The organism is uncultured Azohydromonas sp., from assembly GCF_937926365.1.
In the GTDB taxonomy this organism is placed as follows: domain Bacteria; phylum Pseudomonadota; class Gammaproteobacteria; order Burkholderiales; family Burkholderiaceae_C; genus Azohydromonas.
The window spans coordinates 1-18,614 of sequence record NZ_CALAOH010000067.1 but is presented as its reverse complement, the minus strand read 5'-3'; the positions used below and the strand labels follow the sequence as shown (position 1 = coordinate 18,614).

Annotated in this window: 12 protein-coding genes; 5 read left to right on the top strand and 7 right to left on the bottom strand. The window is 71.3% G+C overall.

The features are described from left to right. Nucleotides 1–107: 107 nt before the first annotated feature. From Q0741_RS07030 to Q0741_RS07010, 5 genes are all read left to right on the top strand, one after another. Complete coding sequence (locus Q0741_RS07030) at nt 108–593, top strand: MotA/TolQ/ExbB proton channel family protein (protein WP_298232486.1); 486 nt, start codon at nt 108–110, stop codon at nt 591–593. Further along, nucleotides 590–907 (top strand): DUF2149 domain-containing protein, encoded by a 318-nt coding sequence (locus Q0741_RS07025; protein WP_298232485.1) that lies wholly within the window; start codon nt 590–592, stop codon nt 905–907. Before Q0741_RS07030 ends, Q0741_RS07025 begins: the two co-directional genes overlap by 4 nt. A gap of 191 nt (nt 908–1,098) precedes the next feature. Continuing rightward, nucleotides 1,099–2,529 carry a histidine kinase gene (locus tag Q0741_RS07020; protein WP_298232484.1) on the top strand — a complete coding sequence of 477 codons (1,431 nt, stop codon included), beginning with the start codon at nt 1,099–1,101 and terminating at the stop codon, nt 2,527–2,529. Then, a complete protein-coding gene (locus Q0741_RS07015; protein ID WP_298232483.1) occupies nt 2,526–3,155 on the top strand; it encodes a response regulator transcription factor in 630 nt (209 codons plus the stop codon). The genes Q0741_RS07020 and Q0741_RS07015 overlap by 4 nt, the downstream gene beginning before the upstream one ends. 172 nt (nt 3,156–3,327) lie before the next feature. Beyond that, nucleotides 3,328–4,770 carry a CocE/NonD family hydrolase gene (locus tag Q0741_RS07010; RefSeq protein WP_298232482.1) on the top strand — a complete coding sequence of 481 codons (1,443 nt, stop codon included), beginning with the start codon at nt 3,328–3,330 and terminating at the stop codon, nt 4,768–4,770. A 21-nt stretch (nt 4,771–4,791) separates the two neighbouring features. Here Q0741_RS07010 and Q0741_RS07005 read toward each other — a convergent pair whose 3' ends face one another. The 7 genes from Q0741_RS07005 to Q0741_RS06975 all read right to left on the bottom strand — a co-directional run bounded on the left by Q0741_RS07005 (nt 4,792) and on the right by Q0741_RS06975 (nt 18,611). Then, nucleotides 4,792–5,067, bottom strand: a complete 276-nt coding sequence (locus Q0741_RS07005; RefSeq protein ID WP_298232481.1) for a DUF5985 family protein — start codon at nt 5,065–5,067, stop codon at nt 4,792–4,794. Further along, nucleotides 5,064–5,324 carry a DUF5985 family protein gene (locus Q0741_RS07000; protein WP_298232480.1) on the bottom strand — a complete coding sequence of 87 codons (261 nt, stop codon included), beginning with the start codon at nt 5,322–5,324 and terminating at the stop codon, nt 5,064–5,066. The genes Q0741_RS07005 and Q0741_RS07000 overlap by 4 nt, the downstream gene beginning before the upstream one ends. Beyond that, a complete protein-coding gene (locus Q0741_RS06995) occupies nt 5,325–5,717 on the bottom strand; it encodes a hypothetical protein (protein WP_298232479.1) in 393 nt (130 codons plus the stop codon). A gap of 207 nt (nt 5,718–5,924) precedes the next feature. Continuing rightward, complete coding sequence (locus Q0741_RS06990; RefSeq protein WP_298232478.1) at nt 5,925–8,216, bottom strand: response regulator; 2,292 nt, start codon at nt 8,214–8,216, stop codon at nt 5,925–5,927. Then, the gene (locus Q0741_RS06985; protein ID WP_298232477.1) at nt 8,207–13,123 is read right to left on the bottom strand and encodes a HAMP domain-containing protein; all 4,917 of its coding nucleotides are present in this window, start codon (nt 13,121–13,123) and stop codon (nt 8,207–8,209) included. The genes Q0741_RS06990 and Q0741_RS06985 overlap by 10 nt, the downstream gene beginning before the upstream one ends. Before the next feature lie 69 nt (nt 13,124–13,192). Then, nucleotides 13,193–16,522, bottom strand: coding sequence for a maltose alpha-D-glucosyltransferase (gene treS / locus Q0741_RS06980; RefSeq protein ID WP_298232476.1), 3,330 nt, complete (start codon nt 16,520–16,522; stop codon nt 13,193–13,195). A 7-nt stretch (nt 16,523–16,529) separates the two neighbouring features. Further along, complete coding sequence (locus tag Q0741_RS06975) at nt 16,530–18,611, bottom strand: alpha-1,4-glucan--maltose-1-phosphate maltosyltransferase (protein ID WP_298232487.1); 2,082 nt, start codon at nt 18,609–18,611, stop codon at nt 16,530–16,532. Nucleotides 18,612–18,614 lie beyond the last annotated feature (3 nt).

Genomic DNA, 18,614 nt, shown 5'->3' with positions numbered 1-18,614 from the left:
TGGTGGGCGCGGGCGCCTGGCACCAGCGCCGCCGGGGCCGGCGCGGCCCGGTGGATGCCGGCGCCGTCCGCGTCCCCGCCGCCCTGGCCGCAAAGGGAGCCTGAGCCATGCACGCCACCGTGGACGGGGCCCTGTACGGCCTGAGCCAGCTGTTCCTGCTGCCGGTGCTGCTGGGCATCGCGGCGCTCTTCGCCTACGCCTTCTTCGCGCTGGGCGCCTGCGTGCTGCAGGCGCTGCAGCGCCGCCGCGGCGTGCCCGCGGCCTTCGAGTTGCACCAGGCGCGCGCGTTGCGGCCGGAGCTCGACGCCGCGGCGCTGGAGCTGCTGGCGCTGCGCCGGCTGGAACTGGTGCGCGTGAGCACCCGCGTGGCGCCCATGCTGGGACTGGTGGCGACCATGATCCCCATGGGCCCGGCGCTCCAGGCGCTGGCCGGCGGCCAGCTCGACGCCGTGGCGCAGGGCCTGACCATGGCCTTCTCGGCCGTGATCCTGGCGCTCGTCGCCGCGGCCATCACCTACACCATCGCCCAGGTGCGCCGGCGCTGGTACGCCGGCGAGCTGCTGGCGCTGGCCGCCCCGGAGTCGCGGCCGTGATCCGGGAGCGCCTGCTGGCCGAGGAGGACGAGGACCCGGTGCTGTCGCTGGTCAACCTCATCGACGTGTTCCTGGTGCTGGTCGCCGCGCTGCTGCTGGCCATGGCCAGCCATCCGCTGAACCCCTTCACCGCCGACAAGGTGACCGTGATCCGCAACGCCGGCCGGCCCGACATGCAGGTGGTGATCAAGGATGGCCAGCGCGTGGAGCGCTTCAAGGCGGCCGAGGGCAGCAGTGGTCCAGGCACCGGCGGCGTGAAAGCCGGCGTGGCTTACCGGCTGGAGGATGGGTCGATGGTTTATGTGCCGGAGTGAGGGAGCGGTGGCGTCCGGGGAGCACGCGGTTGGTCCGTGGCTCGCCCATGACAAGGCTGGCCGGAGAGAAAACGCCGTCAGGTGCGAACACGCGACGAGTCCTCCTGCGGCGTTGCATGAGCTCCCGCCGCTCTCATGCAAGATGCGCCGCCCTCCCATCCAACCCGTCCGAACCTCCCGTCGAGCCCTCCATGCCTCCCCGCCCCCCGTTGCTCCTCCTCGGCCGTGCCCTGCGCTGGCGCCTGGGGGCCGTGGCGCTGGCGGTGGTCGCGGTGCTGGGCTGGAGCGACTGGCGCGAATGGCGCCAGCGCAATGCCCAGGCGCTGCCCAGCACCGCGGCGTTGGCGGCGCAACTGCTGGCCGACGACCTGGCGCGCCACGCCAGCGCCTTCGACCGCAGCACGCACGCCGTCACGCTGGCGCCGCTGCGGACGCTGGCGCAGCGCGCCCCGCTGTGCGTGGCGGTGTCGGACATCTACGGCCACCGCGTGAGGGCGGGCTGCCTGCCGCACGAGGACGGCGATCCCGACGGCGCCCCCGCCCGGTGGGCTCGGCGCCTGGCCGGCGGCACCGACGCGCAATGGACGCACACCCTCACGCTGGCGCTGTCCGAGGGGGTGAAGGCCGGCACGGTGGAGGTGCAGCCGCACTGGGCGCTGGAGGGCCGGCTGCTGTGGCAGCGCTGGGCCTGGCTGGCCGCGGCGGCGGCGGCGCTGATGGGCATGCTGTGGCTGGCCTCGCGCCTGGTGGCGCGCTCGCTCGCACCGGCCAACCAGGTGCTGGGCGCGCTGGCGCGGCTGGCTGCGGACGACCTTCAGGTGCGCCTGCCGCCGATGCGGCTGCGCGAGCTGGAGCACATCGGCCAGGGCTTCAACCGGCTGGCCGAGCACCTGGGCGAGCTGCGCCGCCGGCAGCAGCAGCTCAGCCTGCACCTGCTGCAGGTGCGCGAGGCCGAGCGCCGGCGCCTGGCGCGCGAGCTGCACGACGAGATGGGCCAGAGCCTGACCGCGCTGCAGGCCGAGGCCGCGGCGATGAGCCTGATGACGCAGGCGCTGCCCCAGGCCGCCGCCAGCGCGCAAGCCATGTCGCGCACCACCGCGCAACTGCTCGACGGGTTGCAGCGCGTGCTGGCCGACCTGCGCCCGCAGGCGCTGGACCGCTTCGGCCTCGCGGTGGCGCTGCAGTCGCTGGCGAACCTGCCGCGGCGGCGTGCCGACGGCAGCACGCTGCGCGTGCGGCTGGCGCTGCCGCAGCCCTGGACGCCGCTGCCGCCGGACCACGACATTCACGTCTATCGCATCGTGCAGGAGGCGCTGACCAACGCGCTGCGCCACAGCGGCGCCGCCAGCGCCGCCGTCGCGTTGCGCCGCGAGGCCGGCGGCCTGCGCCTGAGCGTGGCCGACGACGGCGCGGGCCCCGAGGCGGACCTGCCCCCTTCGGGCCACGGCCTGCTGGGCCTGCGCGAGCGGGTACTGGCGCTGGGCGGGCGGCTGGACTGGGAGCGGCCGGCCGGCGGCGGCCTGTGCCTGCGGGTGTGGCTGCCGCTGGATGAGCGGGCAGCGGAAGAGGGCGCGCGGGGCGCCGGGGAAGCCGGAACCGGGATGGAGGAGAAGACGACGTGATCCGCGTGATGCTGGTGGACGACCATGCGGTGGTGCGCGAGGGCTACCGCCGCCTGCTGGAGTTGCAGGGCGACATGCAGGTGGTGGCCGAGGCCGAAGATGGCACGCAGGCGCTGCAGGCCTGGCGCGCGCAGCCGGTGGACGTGGCGGTGGTGGACCTGGCGCTGCCCGGGCTGGGCGGGCTGGAGCTGATCCAGCGCCTGCGCCAGCGCGACGCTGCCTGCCGCGTGCTGGCCTTCAGCATGCACCGCGATCCGGTGTGGGCCGCGCAGGCGCTGCGCGCGGGTGCCCTGGGCTACGTGACCAAGAGCAGCCCGCCGCAGGAGCTCATCCAGGGCGTGCGGCAGGTGAGCCAGGGCCGGCGGCTGATCAGCGCCGACATCGCCGGCGAGGTGGCGGCGCTGCTGCTGCAGCCCCAGCCGCCGGCCGCGCACGGGCTGTCGCCGCGCGAGTTCGAGGTGATGCGCGCGCTGGTGGCGGGCCGCAGCCCGCAGGAGATCGCCCAGTCGCTGGCGCTGAGCGTCAAGACCGTCCACAACCTGCACTACCAGGTGAAGGCCAAGCTCGGCACCGGCAGCGACTTCGAGCTGGCGCGGCTGGCGTGGCGCAACGGCTGGACGGTGTAGGCGGCTCCCGGCCGATCCGGGCGGTCTGTTCGTCAACGATCCTGTCCGCCGCTTCTACCTCGGCATCGCGCGGGCCGCGGGGCGGGAATGCGTGAAAAAGCAGGCACTGTCGAAGCCTGCGTGAGTGGCGGCCCCCATCCCGCCCGGGCCGCGCACGAAAAATCGGCGGGACATGAAAAAGACCCTCCGCCGCCGCCTGGCCGGCGCGCTCTGGGCAGCCACCCTGGCCGGCCTGCCCCCGGCCAGCCCCGCTGCCGAGCCCGACGCCGCCGCCCCCAGCACCACCGTCCCCAGCACCGCCGCTCCCGAGGCCTCCATGAACGAGCGCGTGCTGAGGGTTCCCGTGGACCCGCAGCGCAGCGTGAACCTGGTGGTGACGCTGCTGCAGCCCGATGGGCCGGGGCCCTTTCCGCTGGCGGTGGTGAACCACGGCGCCGCCGGCAAGACGCCGCGCGCGCGGATGCCGCGCTACGTCCACACCTTCGCCGCCTATTACTTCCTCTCGCGCGGCTACGCCGTGGCGCTGCCCATGCTGCGCGGCCACGCCGGCTCGGAAGGCGAAATGAAGCCCTTCGGCTGCAACCAGGAGCGCGTCGGCCTGGACAACGCGCGCGACATCCAGGCGGTGCTGGACTTCGTGGCGACGCAACCCGGCATCGACGCCGACCGCACCGTCATGGCCGGCCAGAGCATCGGCGGCTGGAACACGCTGGCCTACGGCGCGCTGGGCGATCCGCGGGTCAAGGGCCTGCTCAACTTCGCCGGCGGCATGAACATTTCCAACTGCGCGTCCTCCGCCGCCGCGCTGGCGCGCGGGGCCGAGCGCTTCGGCGCCACCACCCGCGTGCCCTCGATCTGGTTCTATGGCGAGAACGACAGCTACTTCGGTCCGCCGGTGTGGCAGGCCATGTTCTCGCGCTACACCGCCATGGGCGCGAAAGCGCAGGTGGAGGCCTTCGGGCCCTTCATGAAGGACGCGCACCACCTGCTGGTCTATCCCGAGGGCCTGCCGATCTGGGCGCCCAAGGCGGACGCCTTCCTGCGCCAGCTCGGCTTGCCCGCCGCCATCACCCATCCCCAGTACCTGCCGCAGGACTTCCCGCCGCCCTCGGGCCATGCCGCTCTCGACGACGTGGAGGCCGTGCCCTACCTGAGCGACAAGGGCCGCGAGCATTACCGCCGGTTCCTGGAGCGGCCCATGCCGCGGGTCTACATCGTGGGGCCGAGCTACGCGGCCGCCTTCTACGGCGGCTTCGACCCGGTGGGCCGCGGCCTGAAGGAATGCCGGGCGCGCTCGCGGTACTGCCATGTCTACGCGGTGGACGACTACGTGGCCTGGGTGCGTCCCACGCCCGCGCCGCCGATGGTGCGGCCCGCGACGCCGGAAGAGGCGGCGGCCATTCCCTTCGTCAACGAGTCCGGCCGCCAGGCCTGGCTGAAGTACCTGGCGCTGCGCCGGCCCAAGGCCTTCGTCATCGCGCCGGACGGCGCCTGGAACGCCGCCGCGCTGGGCCCCGACCCGCTGGCGCACGCCCTGGAGCAGTGCGGCAAGGCGCACCAGGGCTGCAGGCTGTACGCGGTGGACCAGGCGGTGGTGTGGGCGCAGGAGCCCTGAGCGGGTCCAGGCGCGGCTGCCTCAGCGCCTCCCCTGCCGGTTCTTGTCCCAGATCGCCACCAGGATCAGCCCATAGGCCAGCAGCCGCACCAGGTACGTGATGGGCTCGCTCTCGTCGTTGGCCGGGCGCAAGGCCATGTGCACGCGGTTGAGCGCCTCCACCAGGAACGACGCGCCCAGCAGCAGGAAGAAGCGGTCGCCGCTGCTGTGCCAGTAGCGCCAGAACAGCAGCGCGGCAATGAAGGACGCGCACGCGATCGCGCCCAGCAGCATCGGCGCCAGCGGCCCGCCGCTCATGTGTCGTGCTCCAGCAGCATGCCCACCACCAGCAGCAGCACCGAGCCCAGCGCGAGCAGCAGCCGCGCCAGGCCCAGGTCCGCGTCGCGGAACACCATCCGGTCCAGCACCAGCAGCACGTTGTTGGCCGTCAGGCCCACGAAGCACAGCCCGCTCCACAACAGCAGCCGGAAGCGCGTGCGCGCATAGGCGCGCAGCAGCAGCCCGGCGCACAGCAGCGCGGTGAGCGCGCACAGCGAGTAGATGGCTTGGGCCATTCAGTTCCCCTTTCGCAGGCGGAAGGCGTCGGCGAAGCGCGTGGCGTTCTTCTGCACGCGGTCGTGGATCAGCTTGGTCACGCCGATCAGGTCCACGCGGTAGGCCTCGGCCAGGCGATCCACCATCGCCGCCAGCGCCGCGTCGCGCGGACCGTAGTGCAGCAACTGCGCATCGGCGGCATCGGGCTCCACCAGGCCCACGTCGCGCAGCGCCTGCACGACGCCCGCCGCCGTGGCCTCCGGCACGTACAGCGCGCGCGCCACCTCGGCCACCGACCACGCGTGATCAGGCCGTCCGCGCAACAGCAGCAGCGCCTCCAGGAAGGGCACCGACGGGACGCTGGTGAGGATGAAGCGCCGCAGGTCGTCGGGCAGCGGTGCGGCAGGGCTCAAGCCTTCGCCTCCACCGTCATCGCCCTTCCCGCTTGCCGTGACCGTCGTCTGGAGACCGTTGCCCGGCGTTTGCCGTGAGCTGGTGTGCTTCGCTCGTTACGCCGTCATCCCCGCGCAGAGCCTCGGCTGACGAACGGCCGCAATGCGTTGGTCTCCCCAGCGCAGCACCGTGTTCGGTGCGGTGCCCGACGCAGGTCTTCATGGCGCTCACGTCCCGCCCTGGGCGCCGCGGCCACCGGTGCCGGCACTCCCCGCGGTGCCCGCGCCCGCGGCCCGCCGCGCGCGCCACTGCTCGATCAGCGCCGCCAGCGCCGCGATGTCCGCCGGCTTCACCAGGTGGTGGTCGAAGCCCGCCTGCTGTGCCTGCGCCTGGTCCGACTTCTGGCCGTAGCCGGTGAGCGCGATCACCAGCGCGTGCTGCGTGGCGGGCAACGCGCGCAGGTGGCGCACCACCTCGAAGCCGTCCATGCCCGGCAGCCCGATGTCCAGCAGCACCACCTCGGGCTGGAAGGCCTTGGCCCGCTCCACCGCCTCCGGCCCGCTGTGCGCGGTCTCCACGCTGTGGCCTTCCATGCGCAGGAACATCGCCACCGTGTCGGCCGCGTCGATGTTGTCGTCCACCGCCAGCACCCGGCAGCCGCGGGTTTCCGCGGCCTGGACGGGGTTTGCGGATTCGGCCGGCGCGGGCGCCTCCACCTCCGCCAGGCAGGGCAGGCGCACGATGAACTCCGAGCCCCGGCCCGGCCCGGCGCTGCGCACCTCCACGTCGCCGTGGTGCAACTGCACCAGGCGCTGCACCAGCGTCAGGCCCACGCCCAGCCCGCCCTGGCTGCGGTCCAGCGAGCGCTGGCCCTGCTCGAACAGCTCGAACACGGTGGGCAGCAGCGCGGCCTCGATGCCGATGCCGTTGTCGCGCACGCTCACCTCCGCCTGTCCCCGCGCCACCTGCAGCGACAGCTCGACCAGTCCGCCCTCGTGCGTGTACTTGGCGGCGTTGTTGAGCAGGTTCGACACCACCTGCGACAGCCGCGCGAAGTCGCCGCGCAGCCACACCGGCGCCGCGGGCAGCTGCACCTTCAGCTGGTGGCGCCGCCCGTCCAGCAGCGGCCGCGCCGTCTCGATGCCGTGCGCAACCACCGGCAGCAGGTCGATGGGCCTCATCTGCAGGACGATCTTGCCCTGGCTGATGCGGGCCACGTCCAGCAGCTCCTCCACCAGCTCCGTCATGTGCCGCACCTGGCGGTCCATCACGTCCGTGGCCCAGGCCAGCCGCGGATGTCCCGCCGGTGCGATGCGGCGGATCACCTCCACCGCGTTGCGGATCGGCGCCAGCGGGTTGCGCAACTCGTGCGAGAGCATGGCGAGGAACTCGTCCTTGCGCCGGTTCAGCGCCGTGAGCTGCTCCTGCGCGTGGCGCCGCTCCTCGATCTCGGCCTGCAGCGTGCGGTACAGCCGCGCGTTCTCGAAGGCCAGCGCCGCGCGCTCGCACAGCGACCTCAGCAGGTCCTGGTCCGGCTGCGCCGCCACGAACAGCACGCCCAGCACGCGCGTCCCATGCGGCAGCGGCATGGCCACGCCGTGCGGCAGCCGGTGCGCCGGCGCGGCGCCGGCGTCGCCCCCGGCCTCGTCCAGCGCGTCGCAGGAGTTCTCCTCCAGCGCCTGCGGCCGCCGCTCGGACAGCGCGCGGACGAAGGCTTCGCGCACGGACGGCGCCATCTCGTGCAGCGCGTGTTCGGCAAAGGCCACCGGCCGGTCCGCGGCGTCGCCGCGCGCCACCAGCAGCCGCTGGGGCGTGGCCTCGGTGGTGGCGGTGCACACCTGCAGCGCCGCGCAGGGGCTCAGCGTGGGCACCACCAGCTCCAGCAGCCTGCGCATGGCGACCTCGGCGTCCAGCGAGGCGCTGAGCGCGCCGCTGACCTGCGACAGGAAGTTCGAGCGCCACGTGGTGCGCTCCGCGGCGCGGCGCGCGGCCTCGGCTTCCACCAGCGCCACGCGTTGCTCGGCCTGGCGGCGCACGCGGCGCTGCATCACGTGCAGGTCCACGAACACCTGCACCTTGGAGCGCAGCACCTGCGGCACCACCGGCGACATGATGTAGTCCACCGCGCCCAGCTCGTAGCCGCGGTGTGTCTGCACCTCGTCGGCATAGGCGGTGATGAAGATGATGGGCGTGTGCGCCGCGCGCTTGTACTGGCGGATCAGCCGCGCCGTCTCCAGCCCGTCCATGTCGGGCATGTTCACGTCCAGCAGGATCACCGCGAACTCGCGCCGCAGCACCTCGCGCAGCGCCTCGGCGCCGGAGTACGCGGAAATCAGCTCCTGCCCCAGGTCCTCCAGCAGCGCGCGGAACACCAGGTGCTTCTCGCGCAGGTCATCGACGATGAGGATGCTGCTGGTGACGGCCTCCTCCTCGTCCGGCAGCGTGGTGACCGTCGGCGTGGCGGAGCGGACCGGGGGCGGCGAGGAGGACGCTGCCGGCGGCTTGGGCGTCAGCGGCATAGCCACCCCTTGAGCACGCCCAGCAGGTGCGCCGGGTCCACGGGCTTGGACAGGTAGTCCCAGGCGCCGGCCTCGATGCACTTCTGGCGGTCGCCCTTCATCGCCTTGGCCGTCACCGCCACCATGGGCAGCTCGCGCCCGCGCGGGAGCTGGCGGATGTGCTGCATGGTTGCCAGCCCATCCATCTCCGGCATCATGATGTCCATCAGCACGATGTCGATGGAGGGGTCGCTCTCCACCATGCGGATGGCCTCGCGGCCGTTGTCGGCCGAGACGACCTCCATGCCGTGGTCGTCCAGCACCGTGGCCAGCGCGAAGATGTTGCGCATGTCATCGTCCACGATCAGCGCCTTGCGCCCGTGCAGCGAGCAGCGCCCGCCCGTGACGGCTTCCGCCGCCCGCGCCTCGGCCTCCGGCATCTCGGCCGCGGCACGGTGCAGCGCCAGCGAGGCATGGCCCAGCAGCTCCCGCGGCGTGGCCGCGCGGCGCAGGCTGAAGCCGCCGTGCTGGCGCTCCCACGCGCCGCCGTCCGTGCCGTCCGGGCTCCACAGCAGCACCGGCAGCTGCAGCCCCAGCGGGTGCGACTCCATGGCCTCGCGCACGTCCTCGGGCGAGCAGCCCCGCAGCGCCGCGTCGATCACCAGCGCGTCGGCCGCGCCCAGTTGCGCGCGCACCGCTTTCGCGTCCTCGGCGAAAACCAGCTCCACACCCGGCCGCAGCGTCTCGGCCAGCATGCGCCGCGCCTCGCCGTCGGGCAGCGCCACCAGCAGCCGCCGCAGCGGCTGCTGCGCGTAGCGGTGCAGCTTGCCGAAGGCGTCGTCGAGCTCGTCGCGCGAGCGCAGCGGCTTGCCAATGAAGCGCAGCGCGCCGGCCTGCAGCGCCTGCTCGCGCGCGTCGTCGGTGGAGATCACGCACACCGGCAGGTGGCGCGTGCGCACGTCCGCCCGCAGCCGTTCCAGGACGCGCCAGCCCGGCATGTCCGGCAGGTGGATGTCCAGCGTCAGCAGCGAGGGCCGGTACTCGCAGGCCAGGCCCAGCGCGCTGGCGCCCGTGGTGCACACCAGGCCCTTGAACCCGGCCTGGCGCGCTGATTCCAGCATCACGCGCGCGAAGCCCAGGTCGTTCTCCACGATCAGCAGCACGTTGTCGCCGGCCATGAGGTGGTGGCGGTCGTCGTCGGCCACGTTCTCGAAGGTGTCGGGATCGGGCTCCGTCAGCGGCGCGGGCAGCGCGCGGAGGCCGTCCGCCGGCACAACCACGGCTTGCGGCCGCTGCTGCGCCTGGCGCGGCGCCGGCACCGGCGGCTGCGGCGGCGCTTCGGCCGTGCGGTCGCGGTGCACGGCGCGCGGGCTGCGCGACAGGTTGAAGTTCTGCGGCAGGATCAGTGTGAAGGTGGAACCCTCGCCCGGCGTGCTCACCAGCCGCAACTCGCCACCCAGGAGCTTGGAGAGCTCGCGGCTGATGGCCAGGCCCAGGCCGGTGCCGCCGTACTTGCGCGAGGTGGAGCCGTCGGCCTGCTGGAAGGCCTCGAAGATGATCTGCTGCTTCTCCGCCGGGATGCCGATGCCCGTGTCGGACACCGCGAAGCTGATCACCGGCCCGGCACGGCGCAGTTCCTCGCTCTCCGGCACCCAGCCCTCGGGCGCCGTGCCGATGCGCAAGTGCACGTGGCCGCGGTGCGTGAACTTGAAGGCGTTGGACAGCAGGTTCTTGATGATCTGCTGCAGCCGCTTCACGTCGGTGAGCATGGCCTTGGGCGCGTCGTCGGCGATCTCGATGCCGAAGCCCAGGTGCTTGGAGTCCGCGAAGTGGCGGAAGCTGCGCTCCACCGAGCGCTGCAGGTCCTCCAGCCGCAGCTCCGACAGGTCCACCGCCACCGTGCCCGACTCGATCTTGGACAGGTCCAGGATGTCGTTGATGAGCATCAGCAGGTCGTTGCCCGAGGAATGGATGGTCTTGGCGTACTCGACCTGGCGCGGGGTGAGGTTGCCCTCGGCGTTCTTGCACAGCTGGTCCGACAGGATCAGCAGCGAGTTCAGCGGCGTGCGCAGCTCGTGCGACATGTTGGCCAGGAACTCGGACTTGTACTTGGAGGTCAGCGCCAGCTGCTCGGCCTTCTCCTCCAGCGCCTGGCGCGCCTGCTCCACCTCGCGGTTCTTGCGCTCCACCTCCTGGTTCTGGTGCGCCAGCAACCGGGCCTTCTCCTGCAGCTCCTGGTTCGTCTGCTGCAGCTCGTGCGCCAGCGACTGCGACTGCTTGAGCAGGTCCTCGGTGCGGGTGTTGGCCTCGATGGTGTTGATGACGATGCCGATGGACTCGGTGAGCTGCTCCAGGAAGCCCTCGTGCACCGGGTTGAAGCGCTGCAGCGAGGCCATCTCGATCACGCCGCGCACGCGCTCCTCGAAGATGATGGGCAGCACCAGCACGTCCATCGCCGTGGTCTCCGACAGCCCGGTGGCGATGCGGAAGGAGGCCGACGGCACGTTGGTGAGCAGCACCTTCTTCTTGTCCAGCGCGCACTGGCCCACCAGGCCCTGGCCGAGGTCGATCTCCTTGCCGTGCATGCCCTGGCCGCTGGAGGCGTAGCTCGCCAGCAGCTTCAGGCGCGGCGCCTGCGCGCCGCCGCTGAGCACGTGGAACTCGGCCTGCTGCGCGCCCACCACCGAGGCCAGCTCCGACAGGATCATCCGGCCCACCGTCTCCAGGTCGCGCTGGCCCTGGAGCATGCGCGAGAACTTCGCCAGGTTGGTCTTGAGCCAGTCCTGCTCGGTGTTCTTCTGCGTGGTGTCCTTGAGGTTGCGGATCATCTCGTTGATGGTGTCCTTGAGCGCCGCCACCTCGCCCTGCGCCTCCACCGTGATGGAGCGCGTGAGGTCGCCCTTGGTCACCGCGGTCGCCACCTCCGCGATGGCACGCACCTGCGTCGTGAGGTTGGCCGCGAGCTGGTTCACGTTCTCCGTGAGGCCCTTCCAGGTGCCCGCCGCGCCCGGCACCTTGGCCTGGTTGCCCAGCTTGCCTTCCACGCCCACCTCGCGCGCCACGGTGGTCACCTGGTCGGCGAAGGTGGCCAGCGTGTCGGTCATGGAGTTGATGGTGTCGGCCAGCGCCGCAATTTCTCCCTTGGCCTCCACCGTCAGCTTGCGCTGCAGGTCGCCGTCGGCCACGGCCGTCACCACCTTGGCGATGCCGCGCACCTGCGAGGTCAGGTTGCCGGCCATGGAGTTGACGTTGTCGGTGAGGTCCTTCCAGGTGCCGGCCACGCCCTGCACGTCGGCCTGCCCGCCCAGCCGGCCCTCGGTGCCCACCTCGCGCGCCACGCGCGTGACCTCGGCGGCGAAGGAGCGCAACTGGTCCACCATGGTGTTGATGGTGTTCTTCAGCTCCAGGATCTCGCCCTTGACGTCCACCGTGATCTTCTTGGACAGGTCGCCCGCGGCCACGGCCGTGGTGACCTCGGCGATGTTGCGCACCTGGGAAGTCAGGTTGCCGGCCATGAAGTTCACGCTCTCGGTGAGGTCCTTCCAGGTGCCGGCCACGCCCTGCACGTCGGCCTGCCCGCCCAGCCGGCCCTCGGTGCCCACCTCGCGCGCCACGCGCGTGACCTCGGCGGCGAAGGAGCGCAACTGGTCCACCATGGTGTTGATGGTGGCCTTGAGCTCCAGGATCTCGCCCTTGACGTCCACGGTGATCTTCTTGCCCAGGTCGCCCGCGGCCACGGCCTTGGTGACATCGGCGATGTTGCGCACCTGGCTGGTGAGGTTGCCGGCCATGGAGTTGACGGAGTCCGTCAGGTCCTTCCAGGTGCCCGAGACACCCTGCACGTCGGCCTGGCCGCCGAGCTTGCCCTCGGTGCCGACCTCGCGCGCCACGCGCGTGACCTCGGCGGCGAAGGAGCGCAGCTGGTCCACCATGGTGTTGACGGTGTTCTTCAGCTCCTGGATCTCGCCCTTGACGTCCACGGTGATTTTCTTGGACAGGTCGCCCGCGGCCACGGCCTTGGTGACATCGGCGATGTTGCGCACCTGGCTGGTGAGGTTGCCGGCCATGGAGTTGACGGAGTCCGTCAGGTCCTTCCAGGTGCCCGAGACGCCTTCGACCCGCGCCTGGCCGCCGAGGATGCCCTCGGTGCCGACCTCGCGCGCCACGCGCGTGACCTCGGAGGCGAAGGAGCGCAGCTGGTCCACCATGGTGTTGATGGTGTTCTTCAGCGTCAGGAACTCGCCCTTGACGTCCACCTCGATCTTCTTCGAGAGGTCGCCCTGCGCCACCGCGGTGGTCACGTCGGCGATGTTGCGCACCTGGCTGGTGAGGTTCGACGCCATGGAGTTGACGGAGTCCGTCAGGTCCTTCCAGGTGCCGGCCACGCCCTTGACGGTGGCCTGGCCGCCGAGCTTGCCCTCGGTGCCCACCTCGCGCGCCACGCGCGTGACCTCGGCGGAGAAGTCGCTGAGCTGCTCCACCATGGTGTTGATGGTCTGGGCCGCGCGCAGGAACTCGCCCTGCAGCGGCCGGCCGTCCACCTCCAGCGCCATGCTCTTGGAGAGGTCGCCCTGCGCCACCGCGCCGATCACGCGCGCCACTTCGGAGGTGGGGTGCACCAGGTCGTCGATGAGCGCGTTGATGCACTCCACCGAGTCGGCCCAGAAGCCGCGCGCGGCGCGCACCGAGGCGCGCTGGCGCAGCCGGCCTTCCTTGCCCACCACCTGGCGCAGCCGCGCCAGCTCGCGCGCCATGTGGGCGTTCTGCTCCACGACCTCGTTGAAGACGTCGGACACGCGAGCGGCCACGCCGCTCCAGTTCAGTGGCAGCCGCACCTGCGCGTTGCCGTCGCGCAGCTCGGTGAGCGCGGCCAGCAGCGCCGACAGCTCGTTGGACGGCAGGAGATGGGGGTCGTCGGCAATCTTCATCGTGCCTTCCTCGACGTTCGCGACGCCGCGCCCCCGGGCGCGCTGCACTGGCGCGCCCGTCGGGCGGGGTCAGGTGTTCACGCCCGCCAGGTCCAGCAGCCCCTGCAGCGGGATGTGGACCCAGGCTGGCCGGTTGTCCAGCTCGTAGCGCAGCTCGTACAGGGCCTTTTCCAGCTCGTAGAGCGACAGCAGCGCGCCGCCGTCGCCGCCGGCCTCCACCAGCTCCGCCTTGCGCGCGACCTCGTCGTAGCCGCGCAGGAATTGCTGCCGCGAGGCCTGCTGCCAGCGCCGCGCCATGGGCGCGAGCTGCAGCTGCTCGGCCTCGCTGGTGGCGGCCGCGCGCAAGGCCGCCAGTGCCGCGTAGTCGAAGGAGCGCAGCATGCCGGCCACGTCGCGCAGCGGCGAGCGCTTGGCGCGGCGCTCCTCCAGGCTGCGGCCGGGTTCGCCCTCGAAGTCGATGATCACGAAATCATTTTTCGTCACCAGGACCTGGCCGAGGTGGTAGTCGCCATGGTGGCGGGTCTTCGCCGCCATGGGCGGCAGCGCCGGCGGTGTCAGGTGGCGGTGCAGCCCGGCCTGGTGCTGCAGCAGCGTCTGTGCCATCGACTGCGCCAGGGCCGGCAGCTGCGCCTGCCGCGCCTGCAGCTGCTCCAGGCTGCGCGTGAGCTCTTCGCGCACGCGCTGCAGGTCGGCCTGCACGTCGTCCTGGGTCAGCGGCTCGGGGTCGAAAGCCATGTTGCCCGTGCGCAGCGCGAAGGCCTGGTGCAGCTCGGCCGTGCGCCGCCCCAGCGTCTGCACCCGCTGCTCGAAGGCGGCGTGCGCGTCCTCGCCATCGGGCTCGCCGCGGCGCATCTCCATGTGGCGGCGCAGGTACTCGGTGCCCAGCGTCCAGCCGTCGCCCTGGTTGGCGACGAAACCCTGCAGCACCGCCAGCGTCACCGGCGTGCCGTCGGCGGCCACGTATTCCAGCGAGCCCGCCAGCGGCGCGCAGTACGGGAAGTGCGCCACCTCGGTCAGGAAGCGCGTGACCTCCAGCTCCGGGTTGTGCCCCGGGCGCAGGCGGCGGATGCCCTTGAGCATCAGGTGCTCGCCGATCTGCACCATGGTGTTGCTGCTCTGCGCCAGCGGCCGACCGATGGGCAGCGTGGGCAGCTCGCCGGTGTCGGCGAAGGCCTTGAGCAGCGGACTGCCGCGGAAGTTCATGCGGCCGTGGGACGTGGGCAGCGTGGTGTCGTCGGCCATGGTGGCCAGCACCGAGCGCACGAAGCGCTCGTCGCCGAAGGCGTCGCCCAGCACCCCCAGCTGTGCCTGCTGGCGCACGCGCGCCACGGCGTTGACGGCCAGCAGCCGCGTGCGCTCCTCGTCGCGCTCCTCCCACGACAGCGACAGCGGCACGAAGTAGTGCGCCGCCTCCGGCAGCCCCTGCAGCTCCAGCACCGGGATCATCCAGGACTCGTCGTCGCGCTGCCACAGCCAGTGGTCCACGAGCGTGGCGCGCGTGATGCGCGTGCCCTTGCTGGCGTACCAGCGCTGGTTCTCGATGAAGCGCGGCAGCAGCTCGGTCTCGAACTGGTTGCGCGTGCGCGTGGCCAGCGCCGCGCGCCACGGCCCCACCTGCTCGGGGAACAGGCTCTGCCAGCCGCTGGAGAGCACCAGCACCGGCAGCTCCTCCGAGGAGGGCAGCAGCTCGGTGTGCCACGCCGGCGCCTCGGCGTCCTCGCTGAGCCGGAACCAGTAGAAGCCGTGCGCCGCCAGCGTCAGCAGGTAGGGCAGCTCGCCCACGGGCGGGAAGGCGGTGCGGCCCATCATCTCCACCGGCACGCGGCCCTTGAAGGCCGAAAGATCCAGCTCCACCGGCTGCGCCGTGCGCGCCAGGTTGGCCACGCACAGGATCACGTCGCCTTCGTACTCGCGCAGGTAGGCCAGCACCTTGCGGTTGCCGGGCTTGAGAAAGCGCAGCGTGCCGCGGCCGAAGGCCCGCGTGGACTGGCGCACCGCCAGCAGCCGGCGCATCCAGTGCAGCAGCGAGGAGGGGTCGCGCTGCTGCGACTCCACGTTGACCGCCTGGTAGCCGTAGATGGCGTCCATGATCGGCGGCAGGTACAGCCGCTGCGGGTCGGCGCGGCTGAAGCCGGCGTTGCGGTCCGGGCTCCACTGCATGGGCGTGCGCACGCCGTTGCGGTCGCCGATGTAGACGTTGTCGCCCATGCCCAGCTCGTCGCCGTAGTAGACGATGGGGCTGCCCGGCATCGACATCAGCAGGCTGTTCATCAGCTGGATGCGGTCGATGTCGTTGTCCAGCAGCGTGGCCAGGCGGCGGCGGATGCCCAGGTTGATGCGCGCCTGCTTGTCCGCGGCGTAGGTGTTGTACATGTAGTCGCGCTCGCGGCTGGTGACCATCTCCAGCGTGAGCTCGTCATGGTTGCGCAGGAAAATGACCCACTGGCACGTGGCCGGGATCTCCGGCGTCTGCCCCATGATCTCCACCACCGGGAAGCGGTCCTCCTGCGCGATGGCCATGTACATGCGCGGCATCAGCGGGAAGTGGTAGCAGGCATGGCACTCGTCGCCGTCGCCGAAGTATTCGCGCACGTCCTCGGGCCACTGGTTGGCCTCGGCCAGCAGGAAGCGACTGCCGTACTCCGCGTCCAGCGCCGCGCGCAGCCGCTTGATGATGGCGTGCGTCTCGGGCAGGTTCTCGTTGTTGGTGCCCTCGCGCTCAACCAGGTACGGGATGGCGTCGAGCCGAAAGCCGTCCACGCCCATGTCCAGCCAGAAGCGCATCACGTCCAGCACCGCCTCCATCACCAGCGGGTTGTCGAAGTTGAGGTCCGGCTGGTGCGAGAAGAAGCGGTGCCAGAAGTAGGCGTTGGCCACCGGGTCCCAGGTCCAGTTGGAAACCTCGGTGTCGGTGAAGATGATGCGCGTGCCCTGGTACTTCTGGTTGGTGTCGCTCCAGACGTAGAAGTCGCGCTCGGGCGTGCCGGGCGCGGCGCGGCGCGCGCGCTGGAACCACGGGTGCTGGTCGGAGGTGTGGTTGATCACCAGCTCCGTGATCACGCGCAGGCCCCGCTCGTGCGCGGCGTCGAGCATGCGCTGGAAGTCGGCCAGCGTGCCGTAGGAGGGGTGGATGCTCTTGTACTCGGCGATGTCGTAGCCGTCGTCGCGCAGCGGCGAGGGGTAGAAGGGCATCAGCCAGATGGTGTTGACGCCCAGCTCCTTGACGTAGTCCAGCCGCGCCGTGACGCCGTTGAAGTCGCCCACGCCGTCGTCGTTCGAGTCGAAGAAGGCCTTGACGTTGAGCTGGTAGATGACGGCGTCCTTGTACCAGAGGCCGTTGTCCTGCGCCGCAGCCTCCTGCGCCAGCGGTTCGGGAATGGGAAGACGGCGTGCGTCCATGCGGGGTTCAGCCTTCGAAGGTGAAGAAGTCGCGCTCGCTGCGCCGCTGCGGCCTCACCACGAAGATGTGCGCGGGCGCATGGTTGGGGTCGAGCTGCACGAAGTTGCGGCCGTTGCGCCAGGTGAAGCGCTGCTGGCTCAGCAGGTCGTGCACGGTGTAGTCGGTGTCGGGCGGGATGCCCAGCGCCTGCAGGTGCACGTCCACGATGCCGGACTGCACGTTGTCGGGGTCGAGGTTGACCACGGTGAGCACCGTGTTGCGCCCGTCCGGCGTGCGCTTGGCATAGGCCAGCATGCGCTCGTTGTCGATGGGCATGAAGCGCAGCGAGCGGTTGTCGTGCAGCGCCGGGTTCTCGCGCCGGATGCGGTTGACCAGCCCGATGAACCACTGCAGTGAATCCTCGCGCTCCAGGTCCCAGTGGCGCAGCTGGTACTTCTCGGAGTCCAGGTACTCCTCGCTTCCGGGCTTCACCGGGCGGTTCTCCATCAGCTCGTAGGCGGGCCCGTAGATGCCGTAGTTCGAGCACAGCGTCGCGGCCAGCACCAGCCGCTGCATGAACACCGAGCGCGGCGCATGGTGCAGCGTCTCGTTGAGGATGTCGGGCGTGTTGGGCCAGGCGTTGGGCCGGAAGTAGTGGTAGCCGGGCCCGTGCGCCAGCTCGGTGAAGTACTCGATGAGCTCGCTCTTGGTGTTGCGCCAGGTGAAGTAGGTGTAGGACTGGCTGTAGCCCAGCTTGGCCAGCCGGTGCATCACCTTCGGACGGGTGAAGGCCTCGGCCAGGAAGATCGCTTCCGGGTGCTCGCGCTTGATCTCGGCGATGCACCACTCCCAGAACGCGAAGCTCTTGGTGTGCGGGTTGTCCACGCGGAAGATGGTCACGCCGCGCTCGATCCAGAAGTCGAAGATGCTCTTGAGCTCGCGCCACAGCGCCTGCCAGTCCTCGGTCTCGAAGTTGAAGGGATAGATGTCCTGGTACTTCTTGGGCGGGTTCTCGGCGTACTGCACCGTGCCGTCCGGACGCCAGCGGAACCACTGCGGGTGCTCCTTGACGTAGGGGTGGTCCGGCGCGCACTGCAGCGCGATGTCCAGCGCGATCTCGATGTCCAGCTGGTTGGCGGCCTGCACCAGCTCGGCGAAGTCGGCTTCCGTGCCCAGCAGCGGGTGGATGCTCTTGTGCCCCCCTTCCTCCGCGCCGATGGCCCAGGGGCTGCCCACGTCATCGGGGCCGGCGTTGAGCGTGTTGTTCGGGCCCTTGCGCTTCTCGCGCCCGATGGGGTGGATGGGCGGGAAATACAGCACGTCGAAGCCCATGGAGGCCACGTAGGGCAGGCGCTTGATCACGTCCTTGAAGGTGCCGTGGCGGCCGGGCTCGTCCGAGGCCGAGCGCGGGAACAGCTCGTACCAGGACGAGAAGCGCGCCTTGAGCCGGTCGGCGAACAGCGGCCGTTCGGGGAAGCTCTCCGCGAAGCGCTTGTCCGGGTACTCATCGGCCAGCTCGTTGAGCCGCGCATCCAGCGCCAACGCCTTGAGATCCTCGGGATCGGCCGTGTCGGCCTCCTGGCGCAGCTGCGTCGCCCAGGAGCGCAGCGTCTGCGCGTCGCCGGTGGTGGCGGCCTCGCCGCTCTCGGCGCGCGCGGCGGCGCCCTCGATCAGCTCCGCGCCGACCTTGGCGGCGATGCGGATGTCGGCCTCGTCCACGCGGCGGTTGAAGTCATGGCGCCAGGAACGCAGTCCGTCCACCCAGGCCGTGACGCCGAAGTAATAGGTGCCGGGCTTGGGGAAGCACACCTGCGCGTGCCACTCGTCGTTGTGGCCCTGTTCCATCTCGACCTGGTGCGTGCCGGGCTCGCCCTCGGCGCGCCAGTGCAGCCGCACGCGCAGGCGGTCGTGGCCGTCGGTGAAGGCATGCGCCGAGAGCGTGAAGGGCTCGCCGGCGATGCACTTGCCGGGGAAGCGCCCGCCGTCGATCTGCGGCACCACCGCGTCCACGATCACGCGCACGCGCCCGTCCTCGGGCGGCGGCAGCGAGGCCTGGCCCGGACCGGCCGGGGGCCGCAGGGTGTCGCCCGCCGGCCCGCCCGCGGACACGCC

What these genes read in the sequence shown, in the direction of transcription:
- Q0741_RS06985 (WP_298232477.1), bottom strand. Translation starts at nt 13,123, where the DNA reads ATGAAGATTGCCGACGACCCCCATCTCCTGCCGTCCAACGAGCTGTCG.
- Q0741_RS07000 (WP_298232480.1), bottom strand. Translation starts at nt 5,324, where the DNA reads ATGGCCCAAGCCATCTACTCGCTGTGCGCGCTCACCGCGCTGCTGTGC.
- Q0741_RS07005 (WP_298232481.1), bottom strand. Translation starts at nt 5,067, where the DNA reads ATGAGCGGCGGGCCGCTGGCGCCGATGCTGCTGGGCGCGATCGCGTGC.
- Q0741_RS07010 (WP_298232482.1), top strand. Translation starts at nt 3,328, where the DNA reads ATGAAAAAGACCCTCCGCCGCCGCCTGGCCGGCGCGCTCTGGGCAGCC.
- treS (WP_298232476.1), bottom strand. Translation starts at nt 16,522, where the DNA reads ATGGACGCACGCCGTCTTCCCATTCCCGAACCGCTGGCGCAGGAGGCT.
- Q0741_RS07020 (WP_298232484.1), top strand. Translation starts at nt 1,099, where the DNA reads ATGCCTCCCCGCCCCCCGTTGCTCCTCCTCGGCCGTGCCCTGCGCTGG.
- Q0741_RS06990 (WP_298232478.1), bottom strand. Translation starts at nt 8,216, where the DNA reads ATGCCGCTGACGCCCAAGCCGCCGGCAGCGTCCTCCTCGCCGCCCCCG.
- Q0741_RS07030 (WP_298232486.1), top strand. Translation starts at nt 108, where the DNA reads ATGCACGCCACCGTGGACGGGGCCCTGTACGGCCTGAGCCAGCTGTTC.